Source organism: Pseudoalteromonas sp. TB25 (assembly GCF_000497995.1).
Taxonomy (GTDB): Bacteria; Pseudomonadota; Gammaproteobacteria; order Enterobacterales; family Alteromonadaceae; genus Pseudoalteromonas; species Pseudoalteromonas distincta.
The window spans coordinates 1-21,605 of sequence record NZ_AUTI01000207.1; the positions used below are offsets into that span (position 1 = coordinate 1).

Sequence of the window (21,605 nt, forward strand, 5' to 3'; positions counted from 1 at the left end):
CCGCCACCGGCGATAGCGTCTATAAAACCTGCGGCAAGTGCAACAGCACATAAAACAGCCCAGGTTGTTGGATCGAGTGCGAGTTCAAACATTAATAATCTATTTGTCTTTTAAAAGGTGGTAGGGTGTCGAGCATGGCTTTACCGTATCGCTTAGTAACTAAGCGTCTATCGAGAATAGTAATACAGCCTTCATCACTCTCTTTTCGCAGCAGTCTACCACAGCTTTGTACCAATTTCTTTGCGGCATCTGGCACGGTAATCGTTAAAAACGGGTTACCACCTTTGCTTTGTACAAATTCTGCTTGCGCTTCTTCTATTGGCGAAGTAGGTACAGCAAACGGAATTTTAGTAATTATTAAGTTCTCTAAATATTTACCAGGTAAATCAAGGCCTTCAGAAAGGCTCTGGGTTCCAAATAAAATACTGCCTTTGCCTTCGTCTACATTTTTAGTGTGTAATTTAAGCAACGCTTCTCGCGACATATCACCTTGTACTAATAAGTTAAAACCTTTTGTTCTAAGAAACTTTGTTACGTGGTCCATTTGCCAGTAAGAAGCGAATAGTACAAGGTTCGCTTTTTTATCATTTAGGTACTCTGGTAAAGTTTTAGCTAGGTGATCACTAAAGTCTTTATCGGTAGGTTCTACTTTAGATACCGGAATACGTAAAGTGGCTTGTTTTGGGTAATCAAAAGGAGAAGGTACTTTAATAAATTTAACGCCTTCTTCTTTAGCAAGTCCTGTTTCGTAAGCAAAGTGATCAAACGAGCCCAGTGCACTTAATGTCGCAGAGCACAAAACAGCGCCCGCGCATTCTCGCCACAATTTATCTTTTAGATAATAACCGACCTCGATAGGGCAGTCGCTTAATAAGTGGTCGTGATGGCTTTTATATTCAAGACGTTTTATCCACCGTGCATGGGGAGCACCTTCGCCTTTTTTTGCGTAACTAAACCATAGTTTGTTTAGTTGCTCTAAGCGGTTTATGTATTGACCGCTTTCGCCTAGTATTGGGTCGGCAACGTAAGGTTTTATGTCGCCGTCGCTTACATCTTGGGTAAGGGTGTCGTGCATTTTGTTTAAACAGCGCAGCGCATCTTGCGTGGCTTCGCTTATGTCTTTTGCTTTACTGTGCAGCGATTGTGGAATTTCACCGTGCTCAAAGCGATAAGTATCGTCTTTCGAATATTCAAAGTCAGCATTATCGAGAATATCGCGAACTACTTTTAAATCTTTATTCGCGTCATTAATACTGTCGCAAAGTTTAAAGTTTTGGCCAATGGCTCTTTGCCCCACTAAAACCTTTGCCATTTTTCCGCTAAACTTGGTGAGCTTATCAAGCCATTCTATTGTACCTTTAATTGTTGCTGCGGCCGATGAAAAGTCGCGTGTTATATGTGCTAAATGATGCGCTTCATCAATTACATAAATGGTGTTGTCGGGCTCGGGTAAAATTTTACCGCCGCCTAAGTCTAAATCAGCTAGTAATAAAGAGTGATTAATTACCAGCACATCCATTTGCATTAATTGATTACGAGCAAGCTGAAACGGACACGTTTGATGGGCCTTCATTTGGCGTTGGCATGAATGTTTATCGCACGCTATTAAGTTCCATACTCTGTCGGGTACGGTATCGGCCCAGCTGTCTCTGTCGCCTTGCCATTTTTTATTCACATATGCGTTATATAGCTCATTCAAACACTTGGTTTCCATTGCGCTCAATGGTGAAGTAAGCGTTGGCATAAAGTCCATTTGTGTTTGACTATCGCCGTTTACAGCATTATGTAATTTGTGAGCGCAAATATAACGATGGCGACCTTTTACCAAATCAAATTTAAAGTCGAGGCCTGAATGCTTTTTAAAAAATGGGAGCTCTTTTGCTATTAATTGTTCTTGCAGTGCAACGGTTGCGGTAGAAATAACTAGCTTCTTTTTTTGCGCTAAGGCAAGAGGCAACGCGCCTAAACAATAGGCAAGAGACTTACCGGTACCGGTGCCTGCTTCAATTACGCAAATGCGCTGCTTTTTATGGTATTCGCCAGCAAGTGTTTTTGCTATTTCGGCTACAAGATAATTTTGACTGCTACGAGGGCGATAATCTTTTAGGTTACTAGCCACATGCTGGTGTACTTGCCTAATTGTTTTTTTTAGTGAGTCAGAAAGCATGGGATGATTTACCTAAAGTATGTATATAATTACAGTGCTATGGATTTTAGAGTTATAAGAGTGTAACTACAAGCAGCTTGTTTACTAATTTAGCCTATTAAGCAGTGGCGTTAGATGATTTGCATATTTTTTCCAGTCAGTCAGCGCTTCTTTGTAAATTGGCTTACGTACTTGTTCTGAACTGGGAGTTAAAACAGGGCGTTGGTTATTATAAAACTCATAACACGCTTGCTCTACTACTAAATTGCAATGTTCAAATAAATCATTAACCGTTTCAGTGAAGTTGTTTATTAAGCTTTCATAATTAATTGTATATATTTCGTCAGGATATACGCTATGCCAATGTGTCATCAGCTTATAATATTCATTCATGTAGTGAGCTAAATCTTCCTGATCGTAGCTATAACTATGGCCTTGTGAAAATGAGTGCTTATAAAGGCTCCATGCAGTCGCTTTTTTATCTCGTTGTACATCGATTATTTTTGCATTAGGGAATAAAGTTTTGATAAGAGCAATATGTTGAAAGTTGACTGGTTGTTTATCAATAAAGTAAGGCTTGTTATTGCGAAAAGGTTCAATGAATTTTAAGTAGCGTTTGGCTAATGTTGCCAAGTGCTCTTGAGTCAAACTATTTAGCTTATAAGGTACGTTGCTTTTTATCTGAAGGTTTTCTAACTCTACTGCAATAGAATTGATTTCTGATAATTCATAGCTAGCGTCAACATGGCTATGCGATGCCAGTATTTGCTCAATAAGTGTAGAGCCACTTCTAGGCAAGCTTACAATAAATATCAGCTGGACTTCATTTTCGGTTGAGGAATGTACTGTATTGGCTACTTTTTTGGTTAGGTATTTTTTACAGCGCTCATTAAAGTCATTAGTAATGTAAGGGCTAAGTGACTTTTGTAAATCGTTACTTATTCTTAGCTGCAAAAAGGCATCTTCGTATCTGCTATGTTGTTCATATGCTTTAGCTAAAGCAAAGTGAAGTTGTGCTCTATTTAATTTATTTGAGTCTATTGTTATCTGCTGTTCTAAATTAGCTATATTGAGCTGAGTGAAAGTATATGTTTTTAAGTTTGCTAAGTTCCAATAGGCTTCGCCGATATGGGGAGCTAGTTTTATTGTTTTGCAATAGTACGCAATAGCACTTTGGTTATTGCCAATTATCTTTTCTATGTTTCCAAGTCTTAAATTGCAATATGCGGGGTAATAATTTTTATTTAACAAAGATTGGTAATTTAGAGATGCATTTTTGAAGTCCATCATTTTTACATAGGCAGCAGCGAGTAGACTTTGGGATTGTGGTAGTAAAGTAACTAATTTGGTCGACCTATTATAAAAAGAGATTAGTTCTAAATATTGCTTTGTATTAAATAATGCTTCAATGTGCGCATCATAAGCGGCTGATTTTGTGCTATTTATATTTATATTATGAGAAGTAATCGCCAAATACGTTTTTAAGTCGTTTGCCTGAAAAGCTATTTTACTTAATAACACTAAAACACGGTATTCATTCGCTACAAGCTTGAGCAACTCATGGGCAATGTTTTCTGCTGGTTTTAATTCTTTGTTTAATAGATGCTGATTCGCTTTATCTAAACGTTGGTTAAACCAAGCAATCATCTCATATTGTTTAATGGCTTGTTGGTATTGCTCTTGCTCTTTTAACTGTCGATGTACTTGGGCTAATACTTGCCAAGCTTGATGGTGCTCTGGTGCAGTTTGAATTAAAGATAATATTATTTTTTTGGCTTGTTGAAGCTTGTTTTGTTGAAGGAGATTATTAGCGTGTTGGATAATTTCAGAAGGGCTCATTGAATGCTCATATTATTTTTTCTTAAGACTAACTTAGAAAGAAATAAAATATAACCTGCTTTACAAATTTTATTTTTGTCGTTTTTTATTACAAGGCTTATTTCATTAATGCACTTAGACTCGGGGTTTATTCTCTCTACAGAAACAGTTGATTCACCTTTGGGCGTAAGTTTTGTTATTTGGCTTTTAACTGAAAAAGGGCCATTAAAAGCAATTAGCTTACCAGAGTCAGTTGTTTTTTTTATCAAGTTAAAGGATAAAGCGACGGTAGAAAAAGTACTGCGGCTCTCAGATGTTTCTTTTGAAATTGTCCCTGTAGAATTAAAAGATTTTCAGCAGGGGACTGTGGCTGGTTGCTACTTTAAATCACTTAAACATTACTACAATGCGTTAAAAGCTCTAAGCGCAGAGGGCATTGTGACATACGAAGATGACATACGCCCTATAGATCGCTTTTTAATGGAGCGATTTATTAAAGGCTCCACATGGGTGAGAGGAGATATTACACAAAAAGACGGATATAGGCTGTTAACCAATTGCCAATTTAAAAATAACCCAGATGTAAATCCTAAGTTTAAAACAGTTTCTTTAGACATCGAGTGCAATGGAGAAGGGGTATTATTTTCCATTGGTTTGGTCGGTCATGGCATTGATTGTGTATTAATGATTGGCAGTCCTATTAAATATAGTGATGCAATTGAAATAATATGGTGTGTTGATGAAATCGATCTTTTACAAAAATTACAGCACTTTATAGCAAAAACAGATCCAGATCTTATTATTGGTTGGAACGTCATTGAGTTTGATTTTTCTGTTCTTCACTCCAGAGCTGAAACTCTAGGTATAGAATTGCGTCTTGGACGTAATAACGAAAAAATAAAATTACGAGTAGGCCATTATACTCGATTAACTATACCAGGAAGAGTTGTTATAGACGGTATAGACACGTTAAAAAATGCGACCTACCACTATGATAGCTTTAGCCTGTCAAATGTAGCTGCTAAGGAGCTTGGTGAGAAAAAGTACATCAGTTCAAGTGACCAGCTAGCAGAAATCGAACGCCAATTTAATGATGATAAGTTATCCCTTGCGAAATACAATAGACAAGATTGCGTACTGGTTCTACGTATTTTTAACAAATTAAATTTACTTGATTTTGCTGTTGTTAGGAGTCAATTAACGGGGCTTGAACTTCATAGAATGGGCGGTTCAGTCGCTTCATTTGTTAACCTTTATCTGCCCTTACTTCACCGAAGTGGTTATGTTGCACCTAATTTAGGAGATCATGGCTTAAGTTTTGATAGTCCTGGAGGGTATGTAATGTCTTCAAAACCGGGGTTTTATAAAAATGTACTTGTACTCGACTTTAAAAGCTTATATCCATCAATTATGCGTACTTTTTGTATAGACCCTCTTGGTTTAATTGAGGGGTTGCTCAATCCAAAAGATGCAATTCCAGGATATAATAATGCACTTTTTTCAAGACATAAAAATCATTTACCAGCCCTTATAAAAACTCTATCAATAACAAGACAAGAAGCAAAAGATAGCCAAAAACCTATGTTATCGCAGGCTATAAAAATTATTATGAATAGCTTATATGGAGTGCTTGGTTCTCGGGGGTGTCGCTTTTACGATCCACGTCTTTCAAGTTCAATCACACTACGTGGGCACGATATAATGCAAACCACAAAAAAATGGATAGAGGAGTGTGGGTACAATGTAATTTATGGCGATACAGATTCAATATTCATTACTTTGGATGACGGTTTGAATACGCTTCAATGCGATGAAATTGGTAAACAATTAGCTATTAATATCAATCAACAGTGGGTACAAGAAATTAGTCAGAAGCACGACTTAGAGAGCTTTTTGGAGATTGAATTTGAAACCTTATACAGTCCTTTTTTTATGCCTACAATTAGGGGGAAAACGATGGGCTCTAAAAAACGATATGTAGGTCAAAAAATTAACAAAAATCACAATGAGCTAGTATTTAAAGGTGTTGAAGCAGTTCGAAGTGATTGGACTGAGTTCGCTCAAGAGTTTCAAGTAGAGTTGTTTGAAACTTTGTTCAGTAGTGACTATAAAATAAGCCTTTTAGAGGAGTTAGTTAATTCTTACTCTAGGCGTTTACAAAATGGAGAATTTGACGATAAATTAATTTATAGAAAAAGGTTAGGACAAAATTTAACTGAATATAAAAAGAATATTCCACCACATGTCCAAGCAGTTAAAAAATATAAAGCCCAGAACCCAAATTTTGAGGTGAAACGAGGGCAAATTATAGAGTATGTTTACACATTTGATGGACCAGAGCTCAGTGATACAAATAAAAGACTGAATTATCCTTTGTATATAAAAAAACAATTAGACCCAATAGCCGAAATGATTTTTAGTGCTATGGAAGTGACGCTATCAAAGAGCACTCAAACCTCTCTCTTTTAAGTTACCGTAAGCTAAAAGTTAACCTTTGTGAATTCAATCCCCCCTTTTTTTATAATTTCCCTTAATGCAGTAATGGCGCTATTTAATAATACCAATGTAAATTTTTTGATTTTAAAATTGTAATGCTTTAGCTTTGAAAGTGTTGGTAATTAACAATAAGTTAATTTTATGTTGACCGCATTGTATTGCTGGTATTATCATAACGTATGATTACCATTTATTAACAAATGGTAATCAAGCAAAAAATATAAAAAATATAAAGTATTCTGGGAGAATCGAATGTTAAATAATAAAGTTTCAAAAGCAGTTCGCTTAGCGATAGCTTTCGGTACAGCTTCAACAGCTGCTTTTTCAGCAAGTTCGTTTGCTGCTGATGAAGAAAAAGTTGATAAGGTTGAACGAATTGAAGTTACTGGTTCACGTATCAAACGTACAGATATGGAAACAGCTAGCCCAGTGCAAGTAACAACTGCTGAAGAAATTGCTGTTGCAGGTTTTACTCGTGTTGAAGACATGATGAATAGCTTACCGCAACTAGAAGCGTCTAATACTTCTTTCCAATCAAATGGTGCTTCGGGAACTGCAACTCTTGATTTACGTGGTATGGGTCCTCAGCGTACTCTTGTTCTTGTAAACGGTCGTCGTATGCAAGCTGGTGGTATTTACACACAATCAGCGGATATTAACCAAATTCCTGCCGCGCTAATTAAACGCGTAGATGTAATGACTGGTGGTGGTTCATCTACTTACGGTGCAGACGCTGTTGCTGGTGTTGTAAACTTTGTAATGAACGATCAGTTTGAGGGTTTTGAAGTTAATGTAGGTACAACTGCTTACCAACATAATAACGATAATGAATACATGCAAGGCCTAATGGATGATGCTGGCTTTGAATATGAAGAAGGTAATACGGGTCTTGATGGCGCGTCATTTGATTTTGCAGCGACTCTAGGTGGTGCATTTGATAGTGGTAGGGGTCATGCAGTAGCTTACTTTACTTACAACAGACAAAATGAATTACGCCAAGGTGCACGTGATTACTCATCTTGTGCTCTAAATGCTGCTGGTACAGCTTGTGGTGGTTCAGGTAATGCTGTTAACCCTAACTTTTATATCTCAGCTCCTAACGCTGACGGTGTTGTAGACTTTGGTGAAGGCCAGTACGAATACTGGACTCTAGGTCAAGATAGCAGCTTTATTCCTTCAGTTGGTAATACATATAACTACGCGCCAATTAACCACTTTATGCGTCCTGATGAACGTCATACATTAGGTATGTTTGCTAACTACGAAATCAATGATAGCTTCCGTCCGTTCATGGAAGCAATGTTTATGCGTAACCGCACTACAGCGCAGATTGCTGAGTCTGGTACGTTCTTTAATGATAATTACTCAATTGATTTTGATAGCCCATTATTAAATGATACACAACGTGCACAACTAACTGAGCGCTTTGGATTGACTTCTGGTGATCAGTTTGCAACTTATATTGGTAAGCGTAACGTTGAAGGTGGCCCTCGTGCAGACAGCCTTGAACATAACTCTTTCCGTTTAGTGTTAGGTAGTAAAGGCGAAATTAACGACCTTTGGTCTTACGAAGCATTTGCTCAATACGGTTCAACTTCATCTTCTTCAGCATATGAAAATGATTTCTTTGGTCCGCGTATAATCACCGCTTTATCAGCAAATGGTGAAGATTGTAGCGCGACTTCTGGTTGTATTCCGTACGATGTTTTTCAGTTTGATGGTGTAACAGAAGAAGCTGCACAGTCACTTACTGGTACGGCAATCTTGAACGGTGTTACTGAGCAATTGATTGTAAGTGGTTTTGTTACTGGCGAATTCGATTTCTCACTTCCATCTTCAGAGTACCCAGTTGCTGCAGTATTTGGTGCAGAGTATCGTGAAGAAACATTCAGTAGAACAGCTGATGAAGTATATGCACAAGGTCTATTACTAGGCCAAGGTGGTACTACTAAGAGTTTAAATGGTGGTTATCAAGTACGTGAAGTGTTTGGTGAGCTTAGCCTGCCAATCGTTGAAGATTTACCGTTAGTTGAAAGTTTACTTGTTGAATTAGGCTACCGTTGGTCAGATTATAGCACTTCAGGTGCTGAGCCGACTTATAAAGTGGCAATGAACTGGGATGTAACAGGCGATTGGAAAATTCGTTCAAGCTACAACCGTGCAGTTCGTGCAGCAAACAATGGTGAGCTATTCGCTCAACAAAGCACTGGTTTATGGGCCGGTACTGATCCATGTGCTGGTACACCAAGCCTAACAGCTGCTGAGTGTGCAAATACAGGTGTTTCTGCAAGTCAGTACGGCAATGTAGGTAAGAGCCCAGCGGATCAATATAATGCTCTGTTTGGTGGTAACCCAGATTTATCTCCAGAAATCGCTGATACTATTACTTTAGGTGTTGTTGGTAACCCATTTGAAAACTTCAACTTCTCAATCGATTACTGGGATATTGAACTTGAAGACGCGATTGGTAATATTGACCCAGAAATTCTAGTTACACAATGTGGTAAAAGCGGCGCGGCTGTATTTTGTGATAACGTAGACCGTACACCTGGTAGTGGTAGCCTTTGGATAGGTTCTGGCCAAGTTGTTGCTACAAATACTAACTTAGGTAATATCCATTACGAAGGTATCGATTTAAGCGCAAACTACGATATGGAAATTGCTGAAGGTACATTAAAAACTAGTATCATTGGTACCTACATGTTAACTAAGGAATTTGATAATATTCCTGGTGTAAGTGAAGTATATGACTGTGTTGACTCATTAGATAACGGTTGTTTCCCTCAACCAGAATGGCGTCATGTTGTATCTGCTAGCTACGACACGGGCAGCTGGTGGAGAGCTACTGCTAAATGGCGTTTCTTCAGCGGTGTAAACGATTACACTGGTGCTGATACATTAGTACAAGACGACGGTATTAGCTCACAAAGCTATATTGACCTTAAAGGTACATTTACTATTAATGATTACACGTCTTTATTAGTAGGTGTTAACAACGTTATGGATAAAGAGGCACCTCTAGTTGGTGGTTCATTATCAACAAACGCAAATGCTATTGCTGGTTACTACGATTCGTTAGGTCGTTACTTCCATGCGAGCCTTTCATTAAAATTCTAATTTGAATTAATTAATGTATATTAAGCGAGCTTAGGCTCGCTTTTTTTATGGGGAAAAAATGAAATCGGTAAAAGAAAGTTTACTGTTTGCAATACAGCAATTGAATAGTGGAAAGATTGTGGCAGGAAAAGCAACCCTAGAAGGTTTATGCGACAACCCTGAAGTTAATGAGCAAGCTTTAGCTGTATTGTTTAAAGTAGCTATGAATGAAGGAGATTTACTAAAAAGTAAGGAAGTTTGTAGAAGACTCATTTCAATAGTCCCCAAAAAATTCGATTATGTAAATACTCTTTGTCAGTTATATGCCGCCAGTAATGAATTCTCTTTAGCAATAGACTTACTTAAAAAATACACTGAAATAGTACCGGATAGCGCAATGTCGTATTTTCAATTGGGTGAAATGGCAAAAAAAGATGGCAATGGTATTCTTGCAAGTACATCTTTCTTAGCAGCTATCGAGCTTGGTTACCACGACATATATACCGCTTATGTGGAGTTAGCATCCGTCTACTCTGAGCTTTTAATTGATTATGGGACTGCGACTAATTATTTACAGCAGGCAATTACAGTTGAACCAAATAAAATTAATGCCTATTTTAATCTTGCTAATATATATGAGCAGCTTGGTGATAAGCAAAACTGTTTAAAGAGCTTTAATCAGGTATTAAAGATAAATCCTTTATATGGTCTGGCGCATGCGAGAATTGCTGATATACAAACATTTAATAAAAAAGAAGCGTTAGAATACGAACTAAAAAGCCTATCTATTTTAGAAGCTACAGAAGATGATGTATTAAAAGCTGATATGTATTATGCGCTTGGGAAAGCCTTTGACGATAGCAAAGATTATGAAAAATCATGGTCTTATTATACTAAAGCCAATAGTTTTAATCGAAAATATATCCCGCAATACAACAGGGTTGATATCGAACATCAAGTAAGTAACACACTAGCAAGAGAGCTTAGTAACGTAAAAAGTAAGACTGGCGATATTTTTCCAATTATTATTTGTGGCATGTTTAGGTCTGGTTCAACCTTAATAGAACAAATAATTTGCACTTCTGAGGTGATTAGCAATGGAGGAGAGATTGATTACTTGCATAAGCAACTATTCAATCTAATTGATAAGCCTAAAGTGCTGTCAAGCACGGTTAACTCAACATTATTTCAGCAAGGTTATGAGAAAGAATTAAAGTTAAGAGCGGGAAAAAGTAGTCTTGTTACTGATAAACGGCCTGAGAACTACTTATACATTGATATAATTAAAATGATGTACCCTGAAGCAAAAGTTATTTGGACACAGCGCGATATTAGAGATAACAGTTTATCAGCTTACTTTCAACATTTAGGCCCAAGTTTGAATTATGCGACCGCACTGAATGATACAGTGCACTATCATAAAGCGCAGCAGCGTGTTAAAGCACATTGGCTAAAAAAGTATCCTAATGATATTTTTACAGTCAATTATGATGAACTTGTTTCAAAGCCCGAGGGGGTATTATTGCCTCTGTTCGAATTTTTAGGCGTAAAATATCAAGGTGAAAGCGGTTTATTTCATCAACAAAAAAATATTGTAAGTACTGCTAGTGTTTGGCAGGTGAGAAAGCCTCTTTATACATCTTCATCGGGAAGATATAAAAATTTCAGTAGATATATTAAAGAAAGCTTATCTATTTCTGATTTTGAAGAGTTTAATAATGTATTAGATTAATCACTGAGAGTATTCAGCACTCAATAGAGCGCTGAATACAATTTAATTATTTAGTGGGTAAGTCTTTTATTTTAACACTACTACTATTGATTTTTTTCTTGAGACGAAGCTGATTAATTTTGTCTAATACTGCAGGTGAAAAGCGAGATTGAGAGCTAACTTTAGAGGATAACATATCGCTTAGGAAGCTAAGATTCATAGCGCCTGCACCAGGCACGTTACTATTGCCTACTACAGCATTTAGTAAGGCCGCTTTGTTGGTGGCATTACCCTCACCAAATGAGCGCTCAGTGCCGTATATGTCGGTTACATTCCAGTCCTCAATAGCTAGAATTAATTCTTCCGAATCTTCTACTTGTGAGTTAATAGAAGAATCAGAATAGTTTAAAATATGCTTTAGTAGATCGTTCTCAAAGTCAGGAAATAAAATTTTTGCTTGATCATAAAAAATAGAAACGTTTAGACGATTTCTTTTAACTTGAACGCCTCGGTTGGAGTTTACAAACTCTTCAGCATTACCTGAAAGTTGTTTATATACCTTATCAGCTGTGTAAGCTTCGTTACGTAAATTCGGACTTCCGATTATCCCTTGATAGAAGCCATACATTACTATTTTCTTATTCCCAAATTTCTTAAAAACGATATCATGTTGAATATTATTAAGTGACAAGGTATGGCCTGAAACATTTATAAATTTATCGTTTAGTATTGAGCTTTCACCTTCGAGTAATTTTTTTGCATTTCGAACTGGGTAATGTTCAATTAACTTTTCAATAATGGCTGTATTATATAAGTTTAGCCAATAAGCTAATTGCTCATCTAAGGTTAATGCGTTTAAAGGGACTTCTTCAGGTACTTTTTCTAGGCTTTGGCGAATTACTTTAAAACCTAGCTTAATATCCGATTTTACAACTTCTTCGAAATAAAAGCGGTTAGCCTCTAAAGCCGTATCTCTGTCTCTATTAGACCGTAACCTTGTGCCATTACCTACTATTGGTTTTAGAATAGTCCTATCAGATAAGCCCATGTCAATAACGGTTAACTCTAGAAGTTGGTCTAGGTCTTCATAAGATATGCTTATATCCCTATTTAAGCCAAAATCTGAAAACTCTTCGGGTAAAGAGAATTCTTCAGCTTTCACTGGAATAAAAACAATAGCGATTATAAGTAGCAAGCATTTTATCATGATCAATCCTTTGTTTTTGTTTATTTTTATAGCACTAGTTTGAATTTCAATCAACTAGATTAACCAATTGGCATAATATCGCTAGGTATTGTTAAGCGAGGTCTATCGCTTTTAAGCTCATTTGTGCCATGCCAAATATAGCTAGGAAAAATGATAATTTGTCCACTTTCAGGGCATATCTCGCGATCTATTGATTCTCTTTTTCCTAGATCAAGACATGTTTCTCCTAACTTTAACCAGCCATTTTTAAGTGGATCATTTTTACTCATTTCATCAGGTATAGAAATATAGCTGGGTGCTGACAACCAACCGTGAGGATGAATATGATTGGCATGATATCCTCCATTTTCTAGTTTTACTGACCAGCTGCCTTTGGCAGTAAAGTTTAGGCTATTTCTTGCCGTTAATGGGTGCATACTATCTGCTGGTAAATCATTTAAGTAAGTAGATATACATGACTCCATTGACTGCTTAAATAATGAGAGTAACGTATTTGAGCGATAGAGTAAGTGTCCTTCAGTTTGACTTCCTCTTCTAACACTTTGGTCAAGCGGGTCTTGTTCTTTAGTGTGTAGAGTAAGTAATAGTTCCTTGAGTTCCTTCCCAAAAGAGTCAAACGACTTGTAGCCTTTAGGCGTAGGTAGAGCCATTGTTTTAACAAACATATCGTAATTAGTTAACCAATGATATTTATCGTCTTTAGCTAAGCGCCAAGCTGTGGATAAATAAGCCCAGATTTCTTGATTAAAAGGGTTGTGTTTAACTGCAGTGTTTAAGTGCAATATTGCTTTTTTATATTCAAAATTTTCAATACAGTAGTTTGCCAAATCTACACTATATCTTGCTGATTGGGGAGCCTGTGATACAAGCTCATCTAATATAATGAATGCTTTATCACTTTGCCCATGCTTACCTAAAATGATGCCATGAGCATGTTTTATGTCTAAGTTATCAGGGAAGAGCCTAATTGCTTGTGAAGATACATCAAGGGCTTGATTAAAATCTTTAAAATGTAAAAGCTGAGCTAGTTGTGATTGAACTAGTTGTGGGTTTTTAGCATGATTTAAGAATGTACTATTGTAGGAGCTCATAAGGGCTGATTTGTTTGCACGATCCCAGTATAATTTATTTAAACACTCATGCGCAGGTATATAGTTAGGAGCCTGTTCAAGACATCGTTTTAAATACTGCTCTGAGAGCTCAAACTTTAGTAAATCATAGTAAGTACAGCCAATCAAAAAGTTAACCTCGGGGCTATACTTGTTCTGCTTATCGCTTAGCATTAAAAATATATCTAAAGCATTGTCAAATTTACCCATATTGCGAAAATTACAAGCACGTTTATATTTAAATAAAAATTGATTTTTTAAATCGGCAGGTAAAGACAGATAATAGCTTTCAACTAATTCTAAGTCACCCAAACGTTCTAGTAATTCAAGCTTTAACCAGTGATATCTCTCTTTTAAGGTTTCATCAGATACGGTTTTAGAAAGTTCCTTTTTTGCTTGTAACAACTGGTTGGTTTTGATCAAGCTTTCTATAAAATTCAGAGATACCTTTTTGCTTAATGCCAAATATCTTGTGTTTTTTAAAAAGTTTAAACATAACGAATGTTTAGCAGTTCTGCACAGCAAGTTTGTATAGTTTTCAATTAGAGGGAGGGATGAAGGAAACTTATTTACTGCGTAAGAATATGTTTGTTCGGCATTTTCATTTTGGTTAAGTGCGCTATATGTAGCGGCAAGTAAAATATACCAATCAACAGTTTTAATATCACATTTGTTTAAAAAAAGAATAGCTTGGTTATATTGGCGTGAATTATAAGCAGCGAGCGAAGAGTTAAGAAAGTTAGACATAAAACACCCTATTTTTCGTACCATGTTAACAGGGTGTTTTTTAAAGTTAAATAATAAAATTTATTAAAGGTCTTTTATTTTTACAGAGCCACTATTATCAGTTTCTTTTAGCTTGAGAGCTCTAATTTTTTCGAGCATTTCTGGAGAAAAGCGGCCAAAGTCCATCGTTTTCTCCGAAATAGAATTAGATAAAAAGCTTATGTTAACAGCACCTAGTCCTGAACCTGCGCCATCAGCTCCTATTGGTTTTGATGAGTTATTTGCAACAGCATTGAGCATGGCGGCAGGATTTGTTGACGCTGCGCCACCAAACTTTCGCTCTGTGCCATAAATATTAGTGATTCTCCAATCTTCAATACCTATTTTAAAGCTCTTAGCATATTTTATATCAGAGCTCATTGGCGGGTTTGCATAGTCTTTTAGGTGCTCTCGTAAATCTTTCTCGAAGTTTTCGAATAATGGTTTAACTTGCTCATAGTACTTAGAAGCATAAAGGCGATTTTTTCGCTTGATACTAGTTCCTCTATTTGAATTGACGAATTCTTCAGCGTTTTCAACTAATTGATGATAAACCTTGTTTCCTTTATATGCTTCGGCACGAATGTTAGGACTTCCTATATTTCCTTGATAAAACCCATACATAACTATTGGTTTTTTTATACCAAACTTTTTAAAAACAATATTTTGTTGTATATCGTTTAAAGAAAGTTTATGGCCAGCAACATTTAAAAACTCATCCTCTAAAATTGAATTGCTGCCAAAGAGTAAATCTTCTGTATCGCGAATAGGATAGTGTGTGATTAGTTTTTCTAACATGGCTGTATTGTAAAGGTTTAACCAATAAGCAAGTTGCTCATCAAGGCTGAGTTCGTTAAGTGAGATTTCATTTGGCAGACTTTCTAGGCTAACTCTGATCTTATAAAAACCGTCTTTAATCTCTGATTTTGTTACTTCTTCAAAGAAGAAACGATTTGCTTCTAATGCTGTGTCGTTATTTTTATGCGACTTCATTCTTGTACCGATGGAGGCTTGAGAATTTAGTTTGGAACGATCTGATGCTCCAGTATCAATTACAGTAAAACTTAGAAGAGTATCTAAGTCATCATATGAGACAGTAATATCTCTATTTAAACTAAAATCTGAAAATTCTTCCGGAAGCTCTTTTAAGTCAGCGAAAGCCGAGAATGAGATAGTGAGTATTAAAATACATACGAGGCGAGTTTTCATAGCAATTCCTTTGTTTGTTAGGAACACCATAATCTACAAATGTTAATTCACTTTCAAGTTTTGCTTACATTTAATTTCATTTTATTAGCATAGCACCAAAAAGTGGAATATTGCTCTTTGGTTAATGGTGATGATATCGCAATGTGTTAGTTTTTTGTTTCTTTAAGTTGTTGTAAATTAATGTGTTTTTTCGTTGTCAAAGTGTTGACCTTTTGCTTGAGTTGGGCCTACTATTCAAACCGAAATAGGTACTGTGATGAATTGCAGACCGTTTTGAAAACAAAATAATTAAAAAATATTCTAGGGAGAATCCAATGTTAAATAATCAAGTTTCAAAAGCTGTTCGCTTAGCGATAGCTTTTGGCGCGGCATCTACAGCTGTATTTTCTGCAAACTCGATAGCTGCTGACGAAGGTGTAGAAAAAGTAGAGCGTATTCAAGTTACTGGTTCACGCATAAAGCGAACTGATATTGAAACAACTGTACCAATTACATCAATTGGCCGAAGCGATATTATTCAAATGGGCGCATTGAATGTAGCCGATGTTTTGAATCAATCTCCGGTCACTATCGCTGGTTCAAATCAATCAAATAGTGCATTCGGTACTACAGGTGTTGGTCTTAACACTACGTCTTTACGCAACTTAGGTTCCTCAAGAACTTTAGTGTTAGTGAATGGTCGTCGCTTTGTATCAGGTGTTTCTCCTTCAAGCGGTTATGCGGTTGACTTAAATGCAATACCAGCATCAATGATTGAACGTATTGATATTCTTAAAAGTGCTTCTTCAGCAGTTTATGGTTCAGATGCTGTTGCTGGTGTTGTGAACATAATTACGCGAAGCGATTTTGAAGGTGTTGAAGTTAACGCTCAAACAGGTGTTTCAGATGAATCTGATCGCGAAAAATATTCTTTAAACCTTACTGCTGGTAATAGCTGGGATTCAGGTAGTGTAACAATTGCTGCTGGATATGATGATGATAAGGGTTTGAAGTCATCCGATCGAGACTTCTCAAGGTATGATGAAGCTATATTTTTGAATGATGAAGGTGGTGAATATGTAGGTGTTCAAAACTCTTCATACCCACCTCAAGGCCGTGTTGGCGGATATAATGCAGATGGTACACCATATGTAGGTGATGAGAATTCATTCAATCGTGCATCTTACAGACAGTTAGTGACTCCGCTTGAGCGTAAATACGCAGCAGTTAACTTTAAACAAGATATTTCAGATAGTGTTCACTCTTTCACGGAAGTAAACTGGAATTCATCTAAAACATACAACTCGACTATTGAACCGACTCCTTTCACTACGGATGATGTATATCTACCTTCACGTGGTGGCGTTGGTGGTATTAAGCTGGGAAGCCCTTTAGTTCCAGATCTTTTACGCCAAAATTTAATGTCTGATAATCCTGATTTGACAATGGATGATAATATCCCAACGCTAGTTCGCCGTATGGTTGAGTTTGGTGCTCGCTCAACAGATTTAGAGCGTGATACTATTCGTATTGCGACAGGTATAGATTGGGAAATTAATGACAACTGGCTTTTAAACTCTTATATCTCATGGGGTAAAACTGACCAGCGCCAAGAAAATGGTGGTCAAATAAATGTTGAACGTGCTGCAAATGCATTAGATGTATATACTAATGCAGAAGGTAACGTTCAATGTTCTAATGATTTAGCAGTACTTCAAGGGTGTGTGCCTTTAGATTTGTTCGGTGCAGGAACTTTGTCTGATGAAGCCGTTGCATATGTAAGATCACCTGCAAAATCTCAAGGTCAAGTTGAGCAGTTTATATTTTCAACAACCCTTTCTGGTGAATTACCAATTGAGTTAGAAGGTGGTATGGTTGGGCTAGCTGTTGGTGCAGAACATCGTCTTGAAAAAGGTTCATACTCTCCAGGTGATTTAGCGCAAACTGGTGCTTCAAGTACAAATAAATCTGAGCCTACAAATGGTAGCTTCTACACTAACGACGTTTTTGTTGAAACTGTTTTACCAGTTCTAGAAAATGTTGAACTAGATTTAGCCGCTCGCTATTCGGACCATGAAATTGTTGGCGGACAAACAACATGGAATGCAGGTGTACAATACTCTCCTACAGATACAGTAAAATTAAGAGCATCAGCAGCACGAGCTATTAGAACTCCAAATATTGCTGACTTATTCGGTGGTAGAGGCGAAACTTTTTCAGGTGTTGCAGATCCTTGTGATGCAATTACTGCATCATCTACAGGAAATGTAGCTGCTAATTGTCTTTCTATCGCTGAAGTGGCTAATAGAGTTGCTGCTGAAGGCGCATTCAATTTGACAACTATTGAACGTCAGAGCACTGGTGGTTATATTGGTGGTAATGAAGATGTAAAAGAAGAAACATCTGATTCATTTAGCGTTGGCGCTATTTGGCAAGTAACAGATGAATTTTCATTAACGCTTGACTACTACGATATTGCTGTAGATGACGCTATTGCTACTACTGCTAGAACAACTGTATTGAACCGATGCTATGGTGTTGATCCATCTGACTTTGATGCTACATGTGGTGGGGCAATACGTGATACAAGAGGTGCCTTGACAGAAGTTAGCTCAGGGACTAGCAATGAAAATGATTTAAGCACAAAAGGTTTAGATATAGAATTAAGTTATAAGCAAGAATTTGCTTTCGGGCAATTATCAGCGGACTTGATATGGAATCATTTGTATGAGTATGTTGAAACATCAATTGAATCTGGTGAAGAGATTGATTACAGAGGTGAGGTATTAACTCCTACTAATCGTGCAAATTTAAATTTAGGCTATACAGTTGATGACTTTGCAGTATCATGGCGCATGAAGTATTGGGCAAGCTCAAATGATAGTAATATTGAAGGGAATCAAAATTTTTCAACGGGAGCCCCTTTAGACAAGTTTAATCGCTTCCCGACTGTTATTTATCACGATCTATCAGGTACTTATAACATCACTGCTGGAACAGACGTTACTTTGTCAGTTCGGAATGTTTTCGATAAGCAACCTCCTGTAGCAAACCAAAGTTCAGTAAGTGGAGCATCAGGTATAAACACTGTTGGTGAAGCTTATGACGTAACTGGTCGTTACTTCCAATTGAGTTTTACTACTAAATTCTAATTGTTATTTATATAAGAACGATAAAAACCGCGATTTTAATCGCGGTTTTTTTATGAATAAATTTTATATACATTAATAAATTATGTGCCGTAGTTATTTTTGAAAAATAGCCTTATACTAAAAAAGAATATTTAAATAATTCCAATCACACAATTTAGCGAGATATAGATGAAAGAAGTCCGATCTTTTATTAAAACAGCATCATTAACAGAGCTTGAAAAAGCCCAACAGCTTATCAATGATGCAATTTCAAAATATACCCAGCAGCAAAAAGCGAAACAGGAAGTTTTGGATCTTTTAAAAGAAAAAGGACTTACGCTAGAAGATTTACAAGATGGAGCATCAGACAAGCGCACTAAAGTTAAGCCTAAGTACCGTATGGAACTTAATGGTGAGACTATTGAATGGACTGGCCGTGGCCGTCGTCCTAAAGCGTTTGAAGGTGTTGAGCTTGAGAAATTTTTAGCCTAAAGCTAAATATAAGAGAAGCTTCGGCTTCTCTTTTTTGTTTACCTCTCAATAAAATATAATCAAAGTCTAAATATCATAGCAGTAATTTGCTAAAATCCCCTTATTAAAATCTATTTGTTTTCCCATGAGCTATAAACTAAGACCTTACCAACAAGAAGCTGTAGAACGCACCGTTTTACACTTTAGAAAGAGTAATGATCCTGCCGTTATTGTACTACCAACCGGCGCAGGTAAGAGTTTGGTTATTGCTGAACTTGCGCGTATAGCTAAGCAAAAAATATTAGTGCTTGCTCATGTAAAAGAGCTGGTAGAGCAAAATTCACAAAAATATAAAAGTTTTGGTTTAGAGGCGAGTATATTTTCAGCAGGCTTAAAAGAAAAATCATTAAACCATCAAGTAACCTTTGCCAGTGTGCAATCACTTTCTCGTAATTTAAACAAATTAAATGAGCATTATTCATTACTTATTATTGATGAATGCCACAGGGTAAATGGGGATAAAAAAAGTCAGTACGGTAAAGTAATAAACAGTTTAAAAGAGTATAACCCTCAGTTAAAAGTATTGGGTTTAACAGCAACACCTTATCGGTTAGGAATGGGGTGGATATACCACCACCATTATCATGGTTTTGTTAAGGGTACTCAAGAAAGTCCGTTTAAAAGTTGTATTTTTGAATTGCCGCTCAGGTATATGATCAAACATAATTACTTAACGCCACCTAACGAAGTTGATGCAGCAATTAGCCATTATGATTTTTCGTCCTTAGATAGCAATGCATTTGGGCAATATACGACTGATGACATGAATGCGCTTTTAAAAAACAGTGAGCGCGCAACGCAGGCTATATTACAGCAAGTAATTCAATACAGTGAAGAGCGCGAAGGTGTTATGGTTTTTGCCGCCACGGTAATGCATGCCCAGGAAATATTAAGCTACTTGCCAGCTCATCAAAGTGCACTAATCACAGGTGATACGCCAAACACTGAGCGCGATAAAATCATTAAGCAATTTAAAGCTAAGCAATTAAAGTATTTAGTTAATGTTTCGGTATTAACTACAGGGTTTGATGCGCCACATGTCGACTTTATAGCTATTTTAAGACCTACAGAATCAGTTAGTTTATATCAACAAATTGTGGGGCGAGGTTTAAGGTTATCTGAATCGAAAACGGATTGCTTAGTAATAGATTATGCTGGCAATGGTTTTAATTTATTTCACCCAGAAGTAGGTGATAAAAAAGGCGATAGTGATAATGAACCTGTGCAGGTACTTTGCCCAGGTTGTGGGTTTGCGAATATATTTTGGGGTAAAACAGACTCCACTGGCAAAGTAATAGAGCACTTTGGCAGGCGTTGCCAAGGCCTGTTAGAAGATGATGGGCATAAAGAGCAGTGCGATTATCGTTTTAGGTTTAAAGAATGTGAGCAGTGCGGTGCCCAAAATGATATTGCTGCACGTAAATGCCATGATTGCGGCGCGGTAATGGCCGACCCTGATGATAAGTTACGCAATGCATTAAACTTAAAAGACGCACTTGTGCTTCGATGTAGTGGGTTATCGGTAACTCTAATTAAAGATGAACTTATTAAAGTAACGTATTTTGATGAAGATGGCGCAAGTTGCGATGAGGTATATAACCTCGCAAATAAGGGCGGGCAATTTATATTTAATAAGCAATTTGGTCTACGAGTAGGACTTGGACAAACACCTATTAATTTTAAAACTGCACCGCAAGTAGTAAGCGCACAATTTGAATTAGTACCACCAGATTTTGTTATTGCACGAAAAAGCAAAAAGTATGGTTGGAAAGTGGCTGATAAGCTATTTGACTATAAAGGCAATTTTAGGAAGGCAAATCAGTTAAGCCGCTAAGCTTAACTGATAGAGTACATTGAACTAATACAATTAAAAGGCAACTAAGCCTCGTCACCGTCCATTAATCCCCAGCCGTCACCATATCCATTAAAGCTATTAGCAATGCTTTCAATGTATTGCTCAGCTTGGCCTAAAAGGGTGTGCTCTGGCACCATTTGTACTTGAGTGATTACTTCCCAAACGCCAGTGTCTTTACATTTTTCAAGTTCAGCCTTTTGAACTAATGCATCAGAGACTATTTCTTTAGCAAATTTTTCAGCATCGGCTTCTTGTTCAAATAAAATAAAAAAATCGACTTGGTGCATTTTATTTAAATCAATGCCAGCAGCGGCTATTTCGGCTAAAAGTTGGCCGTTATCATCATCAGGGAATTGCATTAAAAACTCATTTAAAATTAATTTTGTATTCGTAGGCACTATTGTAACTAAAATATTGTCTTAACGCGTACTAATTTTAATTATGCTGATACTTATTCAAAGTTAAATTTACGCATTAGATTGTCATTAAGTTAATGTGTTGCTCATTATGGCTATGCTAATATGCGCGTAATCAGGCAGTTTTATGTAAGAT

The 21,605-nt window shown here is 36.8% G+C and carries 12 protein-coding genes; 6 read left to right on the forward strand and 6 right to left on the reverse strand.

Annotated elements, in window-relative coordinates; translation table 11 throughout:
• Positions 1-91 precede the first annotated feature (91 nt).
• Positions 92-2,167 carry an ATP-dependent DNA helicase DinG gene (gene dinG, locus L652_RS0105210; RefSeq protein ID WP_024597654.1) on the reverse strand — a complete coding sequence of 692 codons (2,076 nt, stop codon included), beginning with the start codon at positions 2,165-2,167 and terminating at the stop codon, positions 92-94.
• 84 nt (positions 2,168-2,251) lie between these two features.
• Positions 2,252-3,985, reverse strand: coding sequence for a tetratricopeptide repeat-containing sulfotransferase family protein (locus tag L652_RS0105215; RefSeq protein ID WP_024597655.1), 1,734 nt, complete (start codon positions 3,983-3,985; stop codon positions 2,252-2,254).
• Between the two features lie 108 nt (positions 3,986-4,093).
• Here L652_RS0105215 and L652_RS0105220 point away from each other — a divergent pair, with 108 nt between their 5' ends.
• The 3 genes from L652_RS0105220 (at position 4,094) to L652_RS1000000124360 (ending at position 11,288) form a co-directional block, all read left to right on the forward strand.
• The gene (locus L652_RS0105220; protein ID WP_024597656.1) at positions 4,094-6,433 is read left to right on the forward strand and encodes a DNA polymerase II; all 2,340 of its coding nucleotides are present in this window, start codon (positions 4,094-4,096) and stop codon (positions 6,431-6,433) included.
• A gap of 279 nt (positions 6,434-6,712) precedes the next feature.
• Positions 6,713-9,577 carry a TonB-dependent receptor gene (locus tag L652_RS0105225; RefSeq protein ID WP_024597657.1) on the forward strand — a complete coding sequence of 955 codons (2,865 nt, stop codon included), beginning with the start codon at positions 6,713-6,715 and terminating at the stop codon, positions 9,575-9,577.
• Between the two features lie 58 nt (positions 9,578-9,635).
• Positions 9,636-11,288 (forward strand): tetratricopeptide repeat-containing sulfotransferase family protein, encoded by a 1,653-nt coding sequence (locus tag L652_RS1000000124360; RefSeq protein WP_024597658.1) that lies wholly within the window; start codon positions 9,636-9,638, stop codon positions 11,286-11,288.
• Between the two features lie 46 nt (positions 11,289-11,334).
• Here L652_RS1000000124360 and L652_RS1000000124365 read toward each other — a convergent pair whose 3' ends face one another.
• The 3 genes from L652_RS1000000124365 to L652_RS0105245 form a co-directional block, all read right to left on the reverse strand.
• Positions 11,335-12,528, reverse strand: a complete 1,194-nt coding sequence (locus tag L652_RS1000000124365; RefSeq protein ID WP_139015382.1) for a DUF547 domain-containing protein — start codon at positions 12,526-12,528, stop codon at positions 11,335-11,337.
• Positions 12,529-12,533: 5 nt separating this feature from the next.
• Entirely contained in the window at positions 12,534-14,330 is a 1,797-nt protein-coding gene (locus L652_RS0105240; RefSeq protein WP_024597660.1) for a putative 2OG-Fe(II) oxygenase, read from the reverse strand.
• A gap of 63 nt (positions 14,331-14,393) precedes the next feature.
• Positions 14,394-15,557 (reverse strand): DUF547 domain-containing protein, encoded by a 1,164-nt coding sequence (locus L652_RS0105245; protein WP_024603350.1) that lies wholly within the window; start codon positions 15,555-15,557, stop codon positions 14,394-14,396.
• A 314-nt stretch (positions 15,558-15,871) separates the two neighbouring features.
• On the opposite strand from L652_RS0105245, the gene L652_RS0105250 reads away from it, so the two are divergent.
• The 3 genes from L652_RS0105250 to L652_RS0105260 all read left to right on the forward strand — a co-directional run bounded on the left by L652_RS0105250 (position 15,872) and on the right by L652_RS0105260 (position 21,032).
• Positions 15,872-18,688, forward strand: a complete 2,817-nt coding sequence (locus L652_RS0105250; protein WP_024597662.1) for a TonB-dependent receptor — start codon at positions 15,872-15,874, stop codon at positions 18,686-18,688.
• Positions 18,689-18,856: 168 nt separating this feature from the next.
• On the forward strand, positions 18,857-19,159 hold the full coding sequence (locus L652_RS0105255) for an H-NS histone family protein (RefSeq protein ID WP_002958250.1): 303 nt from the start codon (positions 18,857-18,859) through the stop codon (positions 19,157-19,159).
• Positions 19,160-19,283: 124 nt separating this feature from the next.
• Positions 19,284-21,032 (forward strand): DEAD/DEAH box helicase, encoded by a 1,749-nt coding sequence (locus L652_RS0105260; protein ID WP_024597663.1) that lies wholly within the window; start codon positions 19,284-19,286, stop codon positions 21,030-21,032.
• A 44-nt stretch (positions 21,033-21,076) separates the two neighbouring features.
• Here the strand turns inward: L652_RS0105260 and L652_RS0105265 are convergent, their stop codons facing one another.
• A complete protein-coding gene (locus L652_RS0105265; protein ID WP_002958248.1) occupies positions 21,077-21,412 on the reverse strand; it encodes a ribonuclease E inhibitor RraB in 336 nt (111 codons plus the stop codon).
• Between the last annotated feature and the right edge of the window lie 193 nt (positions 21,413-21,605).

Bases quoted from the DNA above. Each gene is read 5' to 3' on its own strand.
- L652_RS0105220 (WP_024597656.1), top strand. From the start codon at position 4,094: ATGCACTTAGACTCGGGGTTTATTCTCTCTACAGAAACAGTTGATTCA.
- L652_RS0105250 (WP_024597662.1), top strand. From the start codon at position 15,872: ATGTTAAATAATCAAGTTTCAAAAGCTGTTCGCTTAGCGATAGCTTTT.
- dinG (WP_024597654.1), bottom strand. From the start codon at position 2,167: ATGCTTTCTGACTCACTAAAAAAAACAATTAGGCAAGTACACCAGCAT.
- L652_RS0105240 (WP_024597660.1), bottom strand. From the start codon at position 14,330: ATGTCTAACTTTCTTAACTCTTCGCTCGCTGCTTATAATTCACGCCAA.
- L652_RS0105215 (WP_024597655.1), bottom strand. From the start codon at position 3,985: ATGAGCCCTTCTGAAATTATCCAACACGCTAATAATCTCCTTCAACAA.
- L652_RS0105255 (WP_002958250.1), top strand. From the start codon at position 18,857: ATGAAAGAAGTCCGATCTTTTATTAAAACAGCATCATTAACAGAGCTT.
- L652_RS0105265 (WP_002958248.1), bottom strand. From the start codon at position 21,412: ATGCAATTCCCTGATGATGATAACGGCCAACTTTTAGCCGAAATAGCC.
- L652_RS0105260 (WP_024597663.1), top strand. From the start codon at position 19,284: ATGAGCTATAAACTAAGACCTTACCAACAAGAAGCTGTAGAACGCACC.
- L652_RS0105245 (WP_024603350.1), bottom strand. From the start codon at position 15,557: ATGAAAACTCGCCTCGTATGTATTTTAATACTCACTATCTCATTCTCG.
- L652_RS1000000124360 (WP_024597658.1), top strand. From the start codon at position 9,636: ATGAAATCGGTAAAAGAAAGTTTACTGTTTGCAATACAGCAATTGAAT.
- L652_RS0105225 (WP_024597657.1), top strand. From the start codon at position 6,713: ATGTTAAATAATAAAGTTTCAAAAGCAGTTCGCTTAGCGATAGCTTTC.